We start from the raw sequence: 17,231 nt of genomic DNA, 5'->3' as shown, positions 1-17,231 counted from the left end.
CGTACTACTGGCCATCAGGCCGTCAGTTGTCATCCTCGTCGATCAGGAAGCCCCGCATGGGCGAGGGCGCCTGGCCCATCGGCGACGGGCCCTGCGGACGCACCGGCGCCATCGGCTGGGTCATCGCCGGAGACATCTGCTGCTGACCGCCGTAGGACGGACCGGACGGCGAGGGACCGCCGCCCATCGTCTGGTTGCCACCGCCGTACGACGGGGCACTCGCGCCGGCCGGTGCCATGGAAGGCGCCGGGGACGGCGGGAGGGACGCGGTCGCCGGAGTGCGCGGCGGGGCCAGCGAGTCGTCGGCCTGGGTCTCCAGCTGACGCAGCTGCGACTCCAGGTACGACTTCAGGCGCGTGCGGTACTCGCGCTCGAAGCCGCGCAGGTCCTCGACCTTGCGCTCCAGCGTGGCGCGGGCGGACTCCAGGGAGCCCATCGCGACGCGGTGCTTCTCCTGCGCGTCCCGCTCCAGGGCATCGGCCTTGGCACGGGCGTCACGCTCCAGACCCTCGGCACGCGAACGCGCCTCGCCGACGATCTTGTTGGCTTCGGAACGGGCCTCGGCGATCGCCTGGTCGGCGGTCTGCTGGGCCAGCGAGAGGACACGGGCGGCGCTGTCGCCACCGGGGCCTCCTTGACCGGGGCCGCCCATCGGACCGCCCATGGGGCCGCCCATCGGACCACCCATCTGCTGCTGCATGGGGGGCTGGCCCATCGGGCCCGGACCGCCCGGACCCTGGCCCATCGGGCCGGGCCCCTGCGGGCCACCCTGACCGCCGGGACCGGCGGGCAGCTGCGGGGCACCGCTCGGCAGCTGGGGCGGACCACCCATGGGGCCACCCATCTGCTGCTGCGGCGGGCCCGATATGCCGGCGGGAACAGGACCACCAGGACCGCGCATGCCCTGCTGCTGCTGTTGTTGCTGCTGATCCTGCTGCTCCGGAGGCTTGCGCATGTTCTGCTGGTTCTGGGCAGCAGCGCGCGTGGCCGCGGCCAGCTTGGCGCGCAGGTCCTCGTTCTCGCGGAGCAGGCGGGTCAGTTCGGCTTCGACCTCGTCGAGGAAGGCATCGACCTCGTCCTCGTCATAGCCTTCTCGGAGGCGGACGGTCGTGAACTGCTTGTTCCGCACGTCCTCGGGGGTCAACGGCATCTCTTCACCTCAACGTAGTCGTCGGCATTCGGCAAGACCGTAGTTCACATCGCTCACAGCCGGCTCACGATCGAGATCAGGATGTAGACGATGATCATCAGCACGAAGAAGGACAGGTCGAGCGCCACGCCCCCGAGACGCAGCGGCGGAATGAACCGCCGCAGAAGCTTGAGCGGTGGATCCGTGACAGTGTAGGTGGCCTCCAGAACGACCACCATCGCCTTGCCTGGTTGCCATGAGCGGGCGAACTGGAAGACGTAGTCCATGACCAACCGGAAGATGAGCACGATGAGGAAGCACATCAGCGCGATGTAGGCGACATCCAAAACCACGCTCATGACCTGTTGCTTCCCTCTCCCCTGTGCCCTGCTGTTGCTGCTGCTTCCGGTGTTACGTCTCAGCTCTGGTTGAAGAACCCGCCCTCTGCGATGCGGGCCTTGTCCTCCGCCGTGACATCGACGTTAGCAGGCGACAACAGGAACACCTTCTGCGTCACCCGCTCGATACTGCCGTGAAGACCAAACACCAAACCGGCCGCAAAGTCGACAAGTCGCTTCGCGTCTGTGTCGTCCATCTCAGTCAGATTCATGATCACCGGAGTGCCTTCACGGAAGTGTTCCCCGATGGTACGGGCCTCGTTGTAGGTCCGTGGGTGGAGCGTGGTGATCCGGTAAGGCTCTCGTTCGGACACGACCTTGGGCATGATCACCGGTGCGTTCTTCTCCAGACTTGCGCGTTCTTGTGTGATGGATGCCACGGGCGCGATGCGCGCCGGGCGGCCGGATTCCGCGGGTAGCGAAGCGGAACGGGCGGCCGGTTCACGAGGTGCGGACGGCTGTACGACTCGTACCTCTTCGTCCCTTTGGGGCTGATGTGAGACGTGCGGCTGGTGGGACGGCTCGTGCCGTCGGTGGTCCCGCTCGGGCTCCGGGTCCAGTTCGGGTTCGAAGTCGTCGTCGGGGTCGAATCCGCGGCCGTCGTACCCATCGTCCTCCACGAGGCCGAGGTAGACCGCCATCTTGCGCATCGCGCCGGCCATGCTCTGAGTCCTCCGCTCTGTGGTGGATCGGCTGACGACTGCCAAGTGCCCGCGATCCACGTGGTCCTTGAATCCGCCTATCGGCGGCAATGACCATATTTTCTGCTGTGGTCCGACTTCCTGGCGACGTTACCCGAGCCTGGGGCGGACTCCGAGTACCGCGCTGCCGACGCGCACATGTGTCGCTCCGGCCGCCACGGCCTGTTCGAGGTCCGCACTCATCCCTGCCGAGACCATGGTGGCAGCCGGATGGCTCCGGCGCAGGTCAGTCGACAAATCCATCAACCGCCCGAACGCCGCCTGTTCGCGCCCCGCGTACTCCCCGGTGAGCGGTGCGACGGTCATCAGTCCGCCGAGCCGCAGCCCCGGAGCCTGCGCGACGAGGTCGGCCAACTCCTCGATCCCGGCGGGCGCGACGCCTCCGCGCTCACCCCGCTCGCTCTCGCCGGCGTCGAGTGCGACCTGAATGAGACACCCGAGCTCTCGTCCGGCGCGGACGGCCTCCTTCGACAGAGCTGTGACGAGCTTGGAACGATCGACGGACTGCACGAAGTCCGCGTAACCGACCACGGATCGCACCTTGTTGGTCTGGAGTTGACCGACAAAATGCCAAGAAAGGGGCAGATCCATACAGGCGGCGGCCTTCGGCGCCGCGTCCTGGTCACGGTTCTCGGCGACGTGGCGCACGCCTAGTTCCGCGAGGATCCGCACATCGGTCGCGGGGTAGGTCTTGGTGACCACGATCAGGGTCACCTCGTCACGCCCGCGCCCCGCGGCCTCGCACGCGTCGGCGATACGCCGCTCCACTTTCGCCAGATTCGCGGCGAGTTCGTCCTTACGGTCCGTCATGCCTATCAGTCCAGCCACACATAACCCGCGAGCCGACCGGTCGTACGGTCGCGGCGGTACGAGAAGTGATCGTCCGACTCCAGCGTGCACACCGGCGATTGCGCCCGGTCACGTACTCCGAGCCGGTCCAGTTGTGCGTGCACTCCGGCGCTCACGTCGACCGCCGGTGTGCCCCAACTCGTCTCGGCGTACGCCGCCGGCTCGACGGCGGACACCTCGGCGCGCATCGCGTCGGGCACTTCGTAACACCGGCCGCAGACGGTGGGTCCGGTGCGGGCGACGATCCGGGAGGGCTCGGCCCCCAGGTCCGTCATCGCGCGTAGCGCGGCCGGGACGACTCCGGCGATCATGCCGGGCCGGCCCGCGTGGGCCGCGGCGGCGATCCCGGCGACGGGGTCGGCGAGCAGGACCGGCACGCAGTCGGCGGTGAGCACGGCGAGGGCGAGCCCCGGCCGCGTCGTGACGATCGCGTCGACCGACGGGATCTCGGACGAAGATCCCCACGGCCCGTCCACCACCACCACATCGGCCCCGTGCACCTGGTTCATCCAGACCACCCGGTCCGGATCGACGCCCAGGGACTTCGCCGCCAGTTCGCGGTTGGTGCGTACGGCGTCGGGGTCGTCACCGACCGCTCCGCCGAGATTGAGCTCCTCATACGGAGCGGCGCTCACCCCGCCCCACCGGTCGGTGAAGGCGAAGTGGGCGCCGCTCACGCTTTCGCGCTGTCCTATCACGTCAGAAGGATCACTTGAGGAAGTCCGGTACGTCCAGTTCCTCGGCCGCGCTGTCCGAGTAGGTCCGCGGCGCCGGGGGGACCGGCGGCGCGACCGGGATGTCGTTGACCGGCTCCGGAGCGGGCTCCGGGTCCTCCTTCGGGGTCACGCTGCCGAGCGAACCGAAGGACGGGCGGCTCTCGGTCTGCCGTGCCGGGGCCGGCTCCTCGCGCTTGGCCGAGGTCGAGCCGATCACGTTCTCCCGGCGGGCCGGGGGCTGGCCGCCGTCGAAGCCGGCCGCGATCACGGTGACCCGGACCTCGTCGCCGAGGGCGTCGTCGATCACCGCACCGAAGATGATGTTGGCCTCGGGGTGGGCGGCCTCGCTCACCAGCTGGGCGGCCTCGTTGATCTCGAACAGACCGAGGTCCGAACCGCCGGAGATGGAGAGCAGCACACCGCGGGCGCCGTCGATGGACGCCTCCAGCAGCGGCGAGGAGATCGCCATCTCGGCGGCGGCCACCGCGCGGTCGTCGCCGCGAGCGGAGCCGATGCCCATCAGGGCCGAGCCGGCCTCGGACATGACCGACTTGACGTCGGCGAAGTCGAGGTTGATGAGGCCCGGGGTGGTGATGAGGTCGGTGATGCCCTGGACACCGGAGAGCAGGACCTGGTCGGCCGACTTGAAGGCGTCCAGCACCGAGACCTGGCGGTCCGAGATGGACAGCAGCCGGTCGTTCGGGATGACGATGAGGGTGTCGACCTCTTCGCGGAGCTCCGCGATGCCGTCCTCGGCCTGGTTCGCGCGGCGCCGTCCCTCGAAGGTGAACGGGCGCGTGACCACACCGATGGTGAGGGCACCGAGCGAGCGGGCGATGTTGGCCACGACGGGCGCGCCGCCGGTGCCGGTGCCGCCGCCTTCACCGGCTGTCACGAAGACCATGTCGGCCCCCTTGAGGACCTCCTCGATCTCCTCGCGGTGGTCCTCGGCGGCCTTGCGGCCCACGGCCGGGTTGGCTCCGGCGCCGAGTCCGCGGGTGAGTTCACGGCCGACGTCCAGCTTGACGTCGGCGTCGCTCATCAACAGAGCTTGCGCGTCGGTGTTGATGGCGATGAACTCGACGCCCTTGAGACCGACCTCGATCATCCGGTTGATGGCATTGACACCACCGCCGCCGACACCGATGACTTTGATGACTGCGAGGTAGTTCTGCGGTGCTGCCACGTCGAAGGCCTCTCGCCTCGAGTTACGTGTCGCCGAATCACCGTGGCGCGCTGCGCCCCGCGACCCGACGACTGATGCCGAATGGGACGGTCCGTATCGCCGACCCGAACCCTAACCCTGAAGTTTAGGGTTACCAGTGTGTCTGTTCCTTGGAGTCTTCTGAACAGGACACTAAGTCGACAAGTGGCGCTCCTTCAACGAACACGCCGAACCTCCCGTTTTTCTTTTCACCCTATGTGATCAGCCGTAGCACTGCCCAACCAGGGTGCTGGCCTGCGCGGATGTGCGTCAACTCCCTGATGACGCGGGCGCGGTGGGAACACTCACGTCGAAGTACCGCGCGCCGGGCGAGGCTTTCATCAGGGCGGTGAGCGTACGGGCCTTCGCGGCGCCCTTCTCGCTGCTCCCCCAGGCGACCGTACGGCCGTCCCTCAACTCCAGCGAGATGTCGTCGTAGGAACGGACCTTGACGGTCCGTGTGTCGCGTGCGACGGCGGCCGGAACGGCACGGGCGACGCGCACCGCCTCGCGCACCAGCCGGGTCTCGCCGAAGCGGCGCAGGCTCGCGGCGGCGGAGCTGGACCGGGAGAGCGTCAATTCCAGTGCGGGCACGCCTTTCGGCGCCTGGGAAACCGTGGCGAAACGGACACCTTCATCGTCCACTTCGATGAACTTTCCGGCTTTTTGGACAATCAGAACCGGAGTCCGCTCGACCACTTTCAGGTCGATTCCATGGGGCCAGGAGCGGACCACGTCAACCGAGTCAATTCGGGGCAATTTTTGCCGCAGTCGCGTCTCGATCGCATCGGTGTCGACGGAAATGAGCGGCTTCCCGAGGGGGACGTCGGCGGCCGCCTCGACCTGATCCGGCGTCAGGACCCGTGTCCCCGACACGGAGACCTGCTCGGCGCGCAGCCAGTCGGAGCCGTAGAACAGCCAAACCGTCGGGATGCCGAGGAACACCAGGACCAGCCCCAGGATGACGATCACACGAAGGTGACGTCGCCTCAGACGCCTGACGGGCGGCGGGCCGGACGACTCCTGCTGGCGTTCACCGCGCTCGGCGGTGGTCGATCCGGCCACGCTCCCCTGCCTTCCGTCATACGGTCCTAGCGGTGTGCACGACTGGCGGCGATCGCCTCGTACACCATGCCGACGAGCAGGTCGTCGGCGTCCCGGCGGCCGAACTCGGCGGCGGCGCGGGACATCTGGTACAGCCGGTGCGGATCGGCGAGCACGGGCAGGACGTTCTGCTGGACCCACTCGGGGGTCAGCTCCGCGTCGTCGACCAGCAGGCCGCCACCGGCCTTGACCACCGGCTGGGCGTTGAGCCGCTGTTCGCCGTTGCCGATCGGCAGCGGGACGTAGGCGGCGGGGAGCCCGACGGCGGAGAGCTCGGCGACGGTCATCGCGCCCGCGCGGCAGAGCATCATGTCGGCCGCGGCGTACGCGAGGTCCATCCGGTCCAGGTAACTTACCGGGATGTAGGGGGGCATTCCCGGCATCTGCTGGACCTGCGGCAGTTCGTTCTTCGGGCCGACCGCGTGCAGGATCTGGATTCCGGCCTGCTGGAGCCAGGGCGCGACCGTCTGCACGACCTCGTTGAGCCGGCGGGCGCCCTGGGAGCCGCCGGAGACCAGGAGCGTGGGCAGGTTGGGGTCGAGCCCGAACGCGGCGCGGGCCTCGGGGCGCACGGCGGCCCGGTCCAGGGTGGCGATGGAGCGGCGCAGCGGGATGCCGATGTAGCGGGAGTTGCGCAGCTTGCTGTCCGGGGTGGAGACGGCGACCTGGCTGGCGTAGCGCGAGCCGATCTTGTTGGCCAGGCCCGGGCGGGCGTTGGCCTCGTGGATGACGATCGGCACACCGAGGCGCTTGGCCGCGAGATAGCCGGGCAGGGCGACGTAGCCTCCGAAGCCGACCACTGCGTCCGCCTTGGTGCGCTCCAGGATCTGCTCGGTCGCCTTGATCGTGCCGCGCAGCCGGCCCGGGACGGTGATCAGCTCGGGGGTGGGCTTGCGTGGCAGCGGGACGGCGGGGATCAGCGCGAGTTCGTACCCGCGCTCGGGTACGAGACGGGTCTCGAGGCCGCGCTCCGTGCCCAGGGCCGTGATGCCCACGCTCGGGTCCTGCCTGCGCAGGGCGTCCGCGAGGGCGAGCGCGGGCTCGATGTGGCCCGCGGTTCCTCCGCCGGCGAGTACGACATGCACCGAAATTCACCGCTCTCCGGACGAGCGCGCCACCGAGGCGCGCCGTCGCATCGTGTTCCATCTCCGGGGACTCCGGCCGGAACCGGTTCCCCCAGCCCCCCGCTTTCTACCAAAGCGGGGTTGCCGCATCGCAAGCGCCGCCCGCGCAGCGGGCTCGTCGCGCGCGAAGGCGATCAGCAGCCCGATGGCGAACATGGTCGGCAGCAGGGCGGATCCCCCGTAGGAGAACAGCGGGAGGGGGACGCCGGCGATCGGCAGCAGACCGAGCACCGCACCGATGTTGATCACGGCCTGGGCCGTGATCCAGGTGGTCACGCCTCCCGCGGCATACCTCACGAAGGGGTCCTCCGTGCGTCCGGCCACGCGGATACCCGCATAGCCTAGAGCCGCGAAGAGGGCGAGTACCGACAGCGTCCCCGCCAGGCCCAGTTCCTCACCGGTGACGGCGAAGATGAAGTCGGTGTGGGCTTCGGGGAGTTGCCCCCATTTCTCCACACTCGCACCCAGCCCGGAACCGAAGATTCCGCCGGAGGCGAGGGCATAGATGCCGTGCACGGCCTGCCAGCAGTCGACCGGTCCCGACTGGGGTTCGGTGGCGCCGAGGCACTGCAGGCGCGCCATGCGGTTCGCGCTGGTCTTGATGAGGATCAGGCCGAGTACGGCGGCGATCGACAGCACTCCGGCGAACAGCCGCGTGGGTGCGCCGGCCAGCCAGAGCAGGCCGAACAGGATGGCCGTGAGGATGATCGCGGTGCCCATGTCGCCGCCGATCATGATCAGCCCGAGCAGCATGAAGGCGGCCGGCACGAGCGGAACCAGCATGTGCTTCCACTGGGTCAGCAGCTTCTTGTCCTGCTTGCGGGCGAGCAGGTCGGCGCCCCACAGCACGAGCGCGAGCTTGCCGAACTCACTGGGCTGGATCTGGAAGGAGCCGCCGAGCGCGATCCAGTTCTGGTTGCCGTTGACCGACACTCCTATCCCGGGGATCTGCACGAGGGCCATGAGGAAGACGGCGCCGGCGAGGATCGGGTAGGCCAGGGCCCGGTGCAGCTTCACCGGCATCCGTGAGGCGGCGAGGAGCAGCCCGGCGCCGATCACGGCGGCCAGCATCTGCTTGCGGAAGAAGTACGAGCCGGGCAGCGACATCTGGAGCGCGGTGATCTGGGAGGCCGAGTAGACCATCACCAGGCCCAGCACGGTGATCAGCAGACTGCCGCCGAAGATGAGGTAGTAGGCGGTCAGCGGCCGGTCCCAGCCCCTGCGCGCACGGCTGTAGAAGGCCAGGACGGGGTTCTCGCGGGCGAGCCGGGGAGCGGCGGGGCGCCGGGGAGCGCGGGGGGCCGGGGGCCGTCCGGTGCGGCTGGTGGGCATCGCCGCTCACCCCGCCTTGCCGGAGGGGAAGGTCGTGCCGCGCACGCTCCCCGGCCGCTCGGGCACCAGCCACATCCGTGTCACGCGTCCCTCCCAGATACGCCCGGCACCGCCGCCGGGCGAGGCGGACCCGGGTCAGCCGTCGACGGAGCCGAGCTCGCGAACGGCGTCCGCGAAAGCGTCCCCGCGCTTGTTGTAGTTGGCGAACATGTCCATGGAGGCGCAGGCCGGAGCCAGCAACACCGTGTCACCGGCCTGAGCGAGCCGTCGCGCCTCCTGAACCGCCGCGCGCATCGCCCCAGTGTCGGTCCGGTCGAGGTCGACGACGGGTACTTCGGGGGCGTGTCGCGCCAGGGCTTCGCGGATCAGCGCGCGGTCCGCGCCGATCAGCACGGCAGCGCGCAGCCGGGGCGCCGACTTGGTGACCAGTTCGTCGAAGGTGGCGCCCTTCGCGAGCCCGCCCGCGATCCACACGATCGGCTCGTAGGCCGCCAACGAGGCTTCCGCGGCATGGGTGTTGGTGGCCTTGGAGTCGTCGACGTACGCGACCCCGTCCACGTCGGCCACGTGCGCGATGCGGTGGGCGTCCGGGGTGAAGGCCCGCAGCCCGTCCCGTACGGCCTTGGCGGGCACGCCGTAGGCCCGCGCGAGGGCCGCCGCCGCGAGGGCGTTGGCGATGTTGTGCGGGGCGGGCGGATTGACGTCGGCGACCTCGGCCAGCTCCTGGGCGTTCTTCTGCCGGTTCTCGACGAAGGCACGGTCGACCAGGATGCCCTCCACGACGCCGAGTTGGGAGGGCGCGGGCGTGCCGAGGGTGAACCCGACGGCGCGGCAGCCCTCCTCGACGTCGGCCTCGCGGACCAGGTCCTCGGTGGCCTTGTCGGCGGCGTTGTAGACGCAGGCGACACGATTGCCCTCGTAGATACGGCCCTTGTCGGCGGCGTACGCCTCCATGGAGCCGTGCCAGTCGAGGTGGTCGGGGGCGAGGTTGAGCACGGCGGCCGAGTGGGCGCGCAGCGAGGGCGCCCAGTGGAGCTGGTAGCTGGACAGCTCCACGGCCAGCACGTCGTACTGCTCCTCGCCGAGCACCGCGTCCAGGAGGGAGACACCGATGTTGCCGACGGCGGCCGTGCGCAGGCCCGCGGCCTTCAGGATCGAGGCGAGCATCTGGACGGTGGTGGTCTTGCCGTTGGTGCCCGTGACGGCCAGCCAGGGGGCGGCGTCGGGGCCGCGCAGGCGCCAGGCCAGCTCGACGTCGCCCCAGACGGGGACGCCCGCCCGCTCCGCCGCCGCGAACAGCGGCTTGTCCGGCTTCCAGCCGGGCGCGGTGACGATCAGCTCGGTGCCCTCGGGCAGGGTGTCGCCGTCACCGAGGCGCACGGTGATGCCGAGCGCCTCCAGCTCGGCGGCCTGCGCCCGCGCGCGCTCGTCGGCGCCGTCGTTGACGGCCGTGACGATCGCGCCGAGGCCGTGCAGCACCTTGGCCGCCGGGACGCCGGAGACGCCGAGCCCGGCGACGGTGACGTGCTTGCCCTTGAGCTCCGAAGACACCGAGGAGGTCACTTGTCCGCTGCCCATCCTGCGTAGAAGAGGCCTAGTCCGACGATCACACAAATGCCCTGAATGATCCAGAAGCGGACCACGACGAGCACTTCGGACCAGCCCTTGAGTTCGAAGTGGTGCTGGAGTGGCGCCATCCGGAAGACACGCTTCCCGGTGAGGCGGAAGGAGCCGACCTGGATCACCACGGACATGGTGATCAGGACGAAGAGGCCGCCGAGGATGGCCATCAGCAGCTCGGTGCGCGAGCAGATCGCGAGGCCGGCGAGCACACCGCCGAGCGCGAGCGATCCGGTGTCACCCATGAAGATCTTGGCCGGCGAGGTGTTCCACCACAGGAAGCCCAGGCAGGCGCCCATCAGCGCGGAGGCGACCACCGCCAGGTCGAGGGGATCGCGCACCTCGTAGCACGCGCCCGGGTTGGTGAGCGTCTGCGCGTTGGCGCAGGACTCCTGGAACTGCCAGACGCCGATGAAGGTGTAGGCGCCGAAGACGAGCACGGAGGCGCCGGTGGCCAGACCGTCCAGACCGTCGGTCAGGTTCACGCCGTTCGACATCGCGAGGATCATGAACAGCGCCCAGACCACGAACAGCACGGGTCCGATCGTCCAGCCGAAGTCCGTGATGAACGACAGCTTCGTGGAGGCCGGGGTGTTGCCGCGGTTGTCCGCGAACTGGAGCGAGAGCACCGCGAAGCCGATGCCGACGATCAGCTGGCCGGCCATCTTCGCCTTGGCCCGCAGACCCAGCGAACGCCGCTTGACGATCTTGATGTAGTCGTCGAGGAAGCCCACCAAACCCATGCCGACCATCAGGCCGAGCACCAGAAGACCCGAGAAGGTCGGCGCCGCGTCGACGTCCGGGTCGAGATAGCCCGTGATCACCTTGGCCAGGAAGTACGCGGCGACCGTCGCCAGGATGAAGGCGATACCGCCCATGGTCGGCGTCCCGCGCTTGCTGGCGTGCTCGCGCGGGCCGTCGTCGCGGATGTACTGGCCGTAGCCCTTGCGCGCGAGGAGCTTGATCAGCAGCGGGGTGCCGACCAGCGTCAGGAAGAGGCCAATGACTCCTGCGAACAGGATCTGCTTCATCATCGGGCGGAAACCTCACCCTCGGCACCGGACTCGAGCAGCGCCTGGGCAACGCGCTCGAGGCCGACCGAACGGGACGCCTTCACGAGCACGACGTCCCCCGGGCGCAACTCGCTGCGCAACAGGTCGACCGCCGCCTGTGCGTCGGACACGTGCACCGACTCCTCACCCCACGAACCCTCGTTATATGCGCCCAGTTGCAGCCAGGCGGCTTCCCTGCCACCGACCGCGACGAGCTTGCTGACGTTGAGCCGGACGGCGAGCCGTCCGACCGCGTCGTGCTCGGCGAGAGCCTCGTCCCCGAGCTCGGCCATCTGGCCGAGCACCGCCCACGTACGACGCCCCTTGCCGATGGCCACGAGCGCACGCAGCGCGGCCTTCATGGACTCGGGGTTCGCGTTGTAGGCGTCGTTGACGACCGTCACGCCGTCCGGGCGCTCGGTGACCTCCATCCGCCAGCGGGAGAGGGAGCCCGCCTCGGAGAGCGCGACGGCGATCTCGTCTGCGGACATGCCCAACTCGTGGGCGACGGCGGCCGCGGCGAGCGCGTTCGACACGTGGTGCTCACCGTACAGGCGCATGGTCACATCACTTGCACCGGAGGGTGTGTGAAGCCTGAAGGCGGGCTGTCCGGTGTCCGTGAGTCGCACGTTCTCGCCGCGAACGTCCGCTTCGCCGGACTCTCCGAAAAAGATCACCTTCGCCTTCGTACGGGTGGCCATGGCCCGTACGTAGGGGTCGTCCGCGTTGAGGACGGCCGTGCCGCCGTCGGCCTCGGACGGCAGGGACTCGACGAGTTCGCCCTTGGCCTGTGCGATCTGCTCCCGGCCGCCGAACTCGCCGATGTGGGCGCTGCCGACGTTCAGGACGAGGCCGATCTTCGGGGGCGTCAGACCCGTGAGGTAGGCGATGTGCCCGATGCCGCGGGCGCCCATCTCCAGGACGAGGAACCGGGTCTCCTCGGTGGCGCTGAGCGCGGTCAGCGGCAGCCCGATCTCGTTGTTGAGCGAGCCGGGCGTGAACACCGTCGGCGCCTTACGCTGGAGCACCTGCGCGATGAGGTCCTTGGTGCTGGTCTTGCCGGCCGAGCCGGTGAGGGCGACGAGCGTGGCACCGAGACGTCGTACGACGTGCCGCGCGAGGGCGCCGAGGGCGGTCTGGACGTCGTCCACGACGATCGCGGGCACGCCGACGGGCCGGGTGCCGAGCACGGCCACCGCTCCCGCCTCGACGACCGCCGCCGCGAAGTCGTGGCCGTCCGCGCGTTCCCCGGCGAAGGCCACGAACAGGCTGCCCGGCCCCGCCTCGCGGGAGTCCCGGACGACCGGGCCGGTGACCTGGACGGTCGGATCCGGTATGTCGTACGTCTGCCCGCCGACGACTTCTGCGATCTCGGCGAGGGAGAGGGCGATCACAAGTTCATCCCCTGGATCATGCGGGAATTCATCCCTGGGTCTTCTGAATGGCTTCGCGAAGCACCTGGCGGTCGTCGAAGGGACGGACCACCCCGGCGATGTCCTGGCCCTGCTCGTGGCCCTTGCCCGCGACGAGCACGGTGTCGCCCGGCTCGGCGCGGGCGACTGCGGCGGCGATCGCGGCGGCCCGGTCCTCGAAGACCTGCACCTCGCCGCGCTCGTGCGCGGGCACGGAGGCCGCGCCCTGGAGCATCGTGGCGAGGATCGCGAGGGGGTCCTCGGAGCGGGGGTTGTCGGAGGTCAGTACGGCGGTGTCGGCGAGCCGGGCCGCGGCGGCGCCCATGGGGGCGCGCTTGGTGGTGTCGCGGTCGCCGCCACAGCCGAGGACGATGTGCAGCCGGCCCTCGGTGACCTTGCGCAGGGCGCGCAGGACGGACTCGACGGCGTCGGTCTTGTGGGCGTAGTCGACGACCGCGAGGTACGGCTGTCCGGCGTCCACGCGCTCCAGGCGGCCCGGCACGCCGGGTACGGCGGCGATGCCGTCGGCGGCGGCCTGTGGGTCGAGGCCGGCGACGGCGAGGGCGACGATCGCGGCGAGGGTGTTGGCCACGTTGAAGGGGCCCGGCAGCGGCGACTTGGCGCTGATCCGCTCGCCCTTGGGCCCGACGACGGTGAACGTCGAGTCCAACCGGCCGACCTCGACGTCCTCGGCGCGCCAGTCGGCGTCGGGGTGGCCCTCGGCGGAGTAGGTGACGACCGGGACAGTGGCCTCGTTCGCCAGCCTGCGGCCGTACTCGTCGTCGACGTTGACCACGCCGAGTTTGCCGCGTTCCGGCGTGAACAGCTGCGCCTTGGCCCGGAAGTAGTCCTCCATGTCGGAGTGGAACTCCATGTGTTCCGGGCTGAGGTTGGTGAAGACGCCGATGTCGAAGACGCAGCCGTCGACGCGGCCGAGGACCAGGGCGTGGCTGGAGACCTCCATGGCGACCGCCTCGACACCGCGTTCGCGCATGACGGCGAACAGGGCCTGGAGGTCGGTGGCTTCGGGGGTGGTGCGCTCGGACTTGATGCGCTCGTCGCCGATGCGCATCTCGACCGTGCCGATCAGGCCGGTGGACCTGACGGTCTTCAGGCCGCCCTCGACGAGGTAGGCGGTGGTGGTCTTGCCGGACGTGCCGGTGATGCCGATCTGGAGCAGGTCCCGGCCGGGGTGCCCGTAGATCGTGGCGGCCAGCTCGCCCATCCGCCCGCGGGGATCGTCGACGACCAGGACCGGCAGCCCGGAGGCGGCGGCACGCTCGGCGCCGGTGGGGTCGGTCAGCACGGCGGCCGCGCCGAGGCTCGCGGCCTGCTCGACGAAGTCGGCACCGTGCAGACGGGCGCCCGGGAGGGCGGCGTACAGGTCGCCGGGGCGCACCGCGCGTGAGTCGTGGGTGATGCCCGTGACGTCGGCGGCGCCCTCCGGCGCGGGGGCACCCAGTTGACCGGCGAGTTCCGCGAGGGGTGTGGCGGAGACCTGCGCCGGCCTGGGCGGCCCGGGGTATGTCACGGGATGGCCCTTCTGGGTGGTTTGGGACTGATCAGCGTGTGGCACGGCGGTGAGCGTACCGGGCGTACCCGCCTCCGGGCGAAGTGAGGGGCGGGGGGCGCTCTGGTTCCCGGGATCGGGGGTGATCGTTGTCACGGGGGCGGTCCTGGTGGCTCGGTGGTGCTCGGTGCTGATCAGGGGCTCGGCGGTTCGGGGTCGGGTCGGTCCTCGGGGGCGGATTGGGTCGGTCCTCGGGGGCGGGTCGGGGCGGTCCTCAGTTCTTGAACGTGACGGGCAGCCTCGCGGGCTTGGCCCCGGTCGGCGGGACCTGGAGGGACTTCAGTGCGAACTCCATGACCTGCTTGTAGACGGGGCCGCAGATCTGGCCGCCGAAGTAGTTGCCCTTGGTGGCGTTCTGGATGGCGCAGTAGACGGTGATGCGGGGCTTGTCGGCGGGGGCGAACCCGGCGAACGACGACGTGTAGCCCTTGTACTTGCCGGTGGCCGGATCCACGCGGTTGGCGGTGCCCGTCTTGCCTGCGACGCGGTAGCCGGGGATGCGCGCCTTGGTGCCCGTGCCCTCCTCGTCGTCCACGACCGACTCCAGCATCTGGGCGAGGGTCTTCGCCGTCTTGGCGCTGACGACCCGGGTCTTCTCGGGCTTGGGGGCCGGGACGAAGCGTCCGTCGGGGCCCTTGGTGCCGCGTACGAGCGTGGGCTCGACGCGCACGCCGCCATTGGCGATGGTCGAGTACACCGACGCCGCCTGCATGGCGTTGATGGAGACGCCCTGGCCGAAAGGGATCGTGTACTGCTGCGAGGTCGACCACTTGTCGGGCGGTGCGAGGATGCCCTTGGTCTCGCCGGGGAAGCCGAGGCCGGTGTAGCTGCCGAGGCCGAACTTGCGAAGGTAGTCGTAGAGGACCTTGTTGGACTGGGCCTGGGTCCTGCCGAGCTGTCCGGTGGCGAGGATGGTGCCGATGTTGCTGGACTTGGCGAGGACGCCGTTGAGCGTCAGGTGCCAGGTCGGGTGGTTCACGTCGTCCTTGAAGAGCCGGTCGCCGCGGTGCAGCCGGTTGGGCACGACGACGTGGGTCATCGGGGTGGCGGCGCCCTCCTGGAGGACGGCCGCCATCGACATGACCTTGGCGGTGGAGCCGGGCTCGAAGGCGTCCTGGAGGGCCGCGTTGCCGAGGGCTGTGGGGTCGGCGCCGGACAGGTCGTTGGGGTCGAAGCCGGGTGAGTTGGCCATGGCCAGGACCTGGCCGGTGCGGGTGTCCTGGACGATGACGTAGCCGCGGTCGGCCGCGGACTCCTTCACCTGGTCGCTGATGGCCTTCTGGGCGGCCCACTGGATGTCGCGGTCGATGGTGAGCTCGACGTCGCTGCCGGGCACGGCGGGTGTCTCGGTGGAGCCCGCGGTGGGGACGAGCCGGCCGCCGGACTGGGCGTAGCGGATCTTGCCGTCCTTGCCGGCCAGCCGCTTGTCCAGCTGGAGCTCGATGCCGCCGCCCGGTTTGCCCTCGCCGTTGACCCAGCCCAGTATCCCGGCGGCGAGGTCGCCGTTGGGGTACACGCGCTTGCTGGTGGCGACGGAGAAGACACCCGCGAGGACGTTGTGCGCGGACTTGTCCGTCTCCTGCTTCTTGGCGAGCGCGGACTTGAGGTCCTTGATCTGCTTCCAGACCTGCGGGGTCTGGCGGGAGGCCAGCTTCACGTACCGCAGCGCCTTGTTCTTCGGCCGCAGCTTCTTGACCAGGGCCTCCTGCTCCTGGCCCAGGATCGGCGCGAGCAGCGCGGCCGCCTGCTCGGGGCCGTCCCCGACCTTCACCTGATCAGGGGCGAACATCGTGGGGTCGGCCGTGATGTCGTAGGCGTCCTCGCTGGTCGCCAGGGCCACACCGGACCGATCGGTGATCTCCCCCCGGTCGGCGGCCAGCACCTGCCCGACGTACCGGTTCTGTTCGGCCTTGGCGGCGTACGTGCTCGCGTCGACGGCCTGTACCTGGAACAGCCGCACGACGAAGGCGATCAGCACCAGCGTCAGCGCGAGCCCGACCAGACGCAGCCGGGGACGCGGGCTGCCCAGCCGGAGCGGCTTGGGCGCCGTCGTCCGGGCCGGGCCCGGACGACGGGCCGGACGGGCACCCGGGCCGGGACGGCGCCGGGCGTCGGGACGGGCGGGCCTGGCGGGGCCGGGCACGCGACGGCGCGGGGGTTCCCTGTCGGTCACTTCCGTCACCTGCCTGGGGTCGGGGTGAGCTGAGGACTGGCGGACGCGGCGGCACTCGGACGCGGGCCTGGGCGGCACCCGGCACCACGGGCGACGGTCGGCGACGGCCTCTCCGCCGCCGGCAGGCGCGCACCGCACCGGCCGCGGGCCTCGGGACCGGCGGCCCTGGCGGGGCCGGGCACGGGGCGGTGCGGCGACTGCCCGGCAGGCGCCCCCGTCAGTCGGCCGAAAGCCCGGTCCGCCGCGCACCCAGCAACGGAAGCCGCGCCGAGGACCTGACGAACGCCGGGACCAGGAGCGCAGCCGGGCCCGGCGAGGCTCGGCACGCGACGGCGCGGGGGTTCCCTGTCGGTCACTTCCGTCACCTGCCGAAGGTCGAGGTGGAGCCGTTGGACATGGCCTCGGGGGCCAGGACCAGGGGGATGTGGGCCGAGGTCTGCCAGAGGCCGGGGGCGGGGCTGGGGACGCCCTTGACCGTGCCGTCGGGGGCGAGGAAGGCGGGGTCGCCGCCGGGGACCATGCCGAGTTCGCGGGCGCGGCGCTGGAGGGCCTCGGGAGCGGAGTAGGCGTCGATGTCCCGCTGAAGGGCCTGTTCCTCGTCGGTGAGGCTCTTGGTCTCGCGCTGGAGGTCGTCGAGCTTGAACGCGCCTTCGCTCAGGGCCGAGTTCAGCACCAGGAGGCCGATGAGACCACCGCCGAGGAGGAGGACCACGAGGAGGACGAAGGGGGTGCGGGCCGCCTGCCCGGGGCCGGTCGGGAAGAGCTGCGCGAGACGTGCCGCCCTCCCCTTCAGTTCGGGTTTACTGCTCACTCACGCTCCTCCGGGTCCGGGACACCCGCCCGCCCT

15 protein-coding genes are annotated in these 17,231 nt (G+C 70.2%); all 15 read right to left on the bottom strand.

What is annotated here, in order from left to right; all coding sequences use genetic code 11:
• Positions 1–22: 22 nt before the first annotated feature.
• A complete protein-coding gene (locus MQE23_RS32675; protein ID WP_158101880.1) occupies positions 23–1,150 on the bottom strand; it encodes a DivIVA domain-containing protein in 1,128 nt (375 codons plus the stop codon).
• 53 nt (positions 1,151–1,203) lie between these two features.
• Positions 1,204–1,488 (bottom strand): YggT family protein, encoded by a 285-nt coding sequence (locus tag MQE23_RS32670; protein ID WP_037674328.1) that lies wholly within the window; start codon positions 1,486–1,488, stop codon positions 1,204–1,206.
• A gap of 59 nt (positions 1,489–1,547) precedes the next feature.
• A complete protein-coding gene (gene sepF, locus MQE23_RS32665; protein ID WP_020277554.1) occupies positions 1,548–2,189 on the bottom strand; it encodes a cell division protein SepF in 642 nt (213 codons plus the stop codon).
• Positions 2,190–2,318: 129 nt separating this feature from the next.
• Positions 2,319–3,038: a YggS family pyridoxal phosphate-dependent enzyme gene (locus MQE23_RS32660; RefSeq protein ID WP_020277553.1), complete on the bottom strand. Its 720-nt coding sequence runs from the start codon at positions 3,036–3,038 to the stop codon at positions 2,319–2,321.
• 5 nt (positions 3,039–3,043) lie between these two features.
• Positions 3,044–3,775: a peptidoglycan editing factor PgeF gene (pgeF, locus tag MQE23_RS32655; RefSeq protein WP_082320115.1), complete on the bottom strand. Its 732-nt coding sequence runs from the start codon at positions 3,773–3,775 to the stop codon at positions 3,044–3,046.
• A gap of 10 nt (positions 3,776–3,785) precedes the next feature.
• Complete coding sequence (ftsZ, locus tag MQE23_RS32650) at positions 3,786–4,979, bottom strand: cell division protein FtsZ (RefSeq protein ID WP_020277551.1); 1,194 nt, start codon at positions 4,977–4,979, stop codon at positions 3,786–3,788.
• 288 nt (positions 4,980–5,267) lie between these two features.
• A complete protein-coding gene (locus MQE23_RS32645) occupies positions 5,268–6,062 on the bottom strand; it encodes an FtsQ-type POTRA domain-containing protein (RefSeq protein WP_243380983.1) in 795 nt (264 codons plus the stop codon).
• Positions 6,063–6,088: 26 nt separating this feature from the next.
• Complete coding sequence (gene murG, locus MQE23_RS32640; RefSeq protein ID WP_020277549.1) at positions 6,089–7,186, bottom strand: undecaprenyldiphospho-muramoylpentapeptide beta-N-acetylglucosaminyltransferase; 1,098 nt, start codon at positions 7,184–7,186, stop codon at positions 6,089–6,091.
• Positions 7,187–7,192: 6 nt separating this feature from the next.
• Positions 7,193–8,557, bottom strand: coding sequence for a putative lipid II flippase FtsW (gene ftsW / locus MQE23_RS32635; RefSeq protein ID WP_243380982.1), 1,365 nt, complete (start codon positions 8,555–8,557; stop codon positions 7,193–7,195).
• Positions 8,558–8,692: 135 nt separating this feature from the next.
• Positions 8,693–10,135, bottom strand: coding sequence for a UDP-N-acetylmuramoyl-L-alanine--D-glutamate ligase (gene murD / locus MQE23_RS32630; RefSeq protein ID WP_243380981.1), 1,443 nt, complete (start codon positions 10,133–10,135; stop codon positions 8,693–8,695).
• Entirely contained in the window at positions 10,117–11,208 is a 1,092-nt protein-coding gene (mraY, locus tag MQE23_RS32625) for a phospho-N-acetylmuramoyl-pentapeptide-transferase (protein ID WP_037670865.1), read from the bottom strand. The genes murD and mraY overlap by 19 nt, the downstream gene beginning before the upstream one ends.
• Positions 11,208–12,623, bottom strand: coding sequence for a UDP-N-acetylmuramoyl-tripeptide--D-alanyl-D-alanine ligase (gene murF / locus MQE23_RS32620; protein WP_243380980.1), 1,416 nt, complete (start codon positions 12,621–12,623; stop codon positions 11,208–11,210). Before murF ends, mraY begins: the two co-directional genes overlap by 1 nt.
• 28 nt (positions 12,624–12,651) lie before the next feature.
• Positions 12,652–14,172 (bottom strand): UDP-N-acetylmuramoyl-L-alanyl-D-glutamate--2,6-diaminopimelate ligase, encoded by a 1,521-nt coding sequence (locus MQE23_RS32615; RefSeq protein WP_020274465.1) that lies wholly within the window; start codon positions 14,170–14,172, stop codon positions 12,652–12,654.
• 253 nt (positions 14,173–14,425) lie between these two features.
• Positions 14,426–16,384 (bottom strand): penicillin-binding protein 2, encoded by a 1,959-nt coding sequence (locus MQE23_RS32610; protein WP_279345167.1) that lies wholly within the window; start codon positions 16,382–16,384, stop codon positions 14,426–14,428.
• A 361-nt stretch (positions 16,385–16,745) separates the two neighbouring features.
• On the bottom strand, positions 16,746–17,195 hold the full coding sequence (locus MQE23_RS32605; RefSeq protein WP_020274467.1) for a septum formation initiator family protein: 450 nt from the start codon (positions 17,193–17,195) through the stop codon (positions 16,746–16,748).
• Positions 17,196–17,231 lie beyond the last annotated feature (36 nt).

It is taken from the genome of Streptomyces sp. HP-A2021, from assembly GCF_022807935.1.
GTDB classification, from domain to species: Bacteria; Actinomycetota; Actinomycetes; order Streptomycetales; family Streptomycetaceae; genus Streptomyces; species Streptomyces afghaniensis.
Note: the sequence above shows the minus strand (reverse complement) of the source record. Positions and strands in the feature narration are given on the sequence as shown.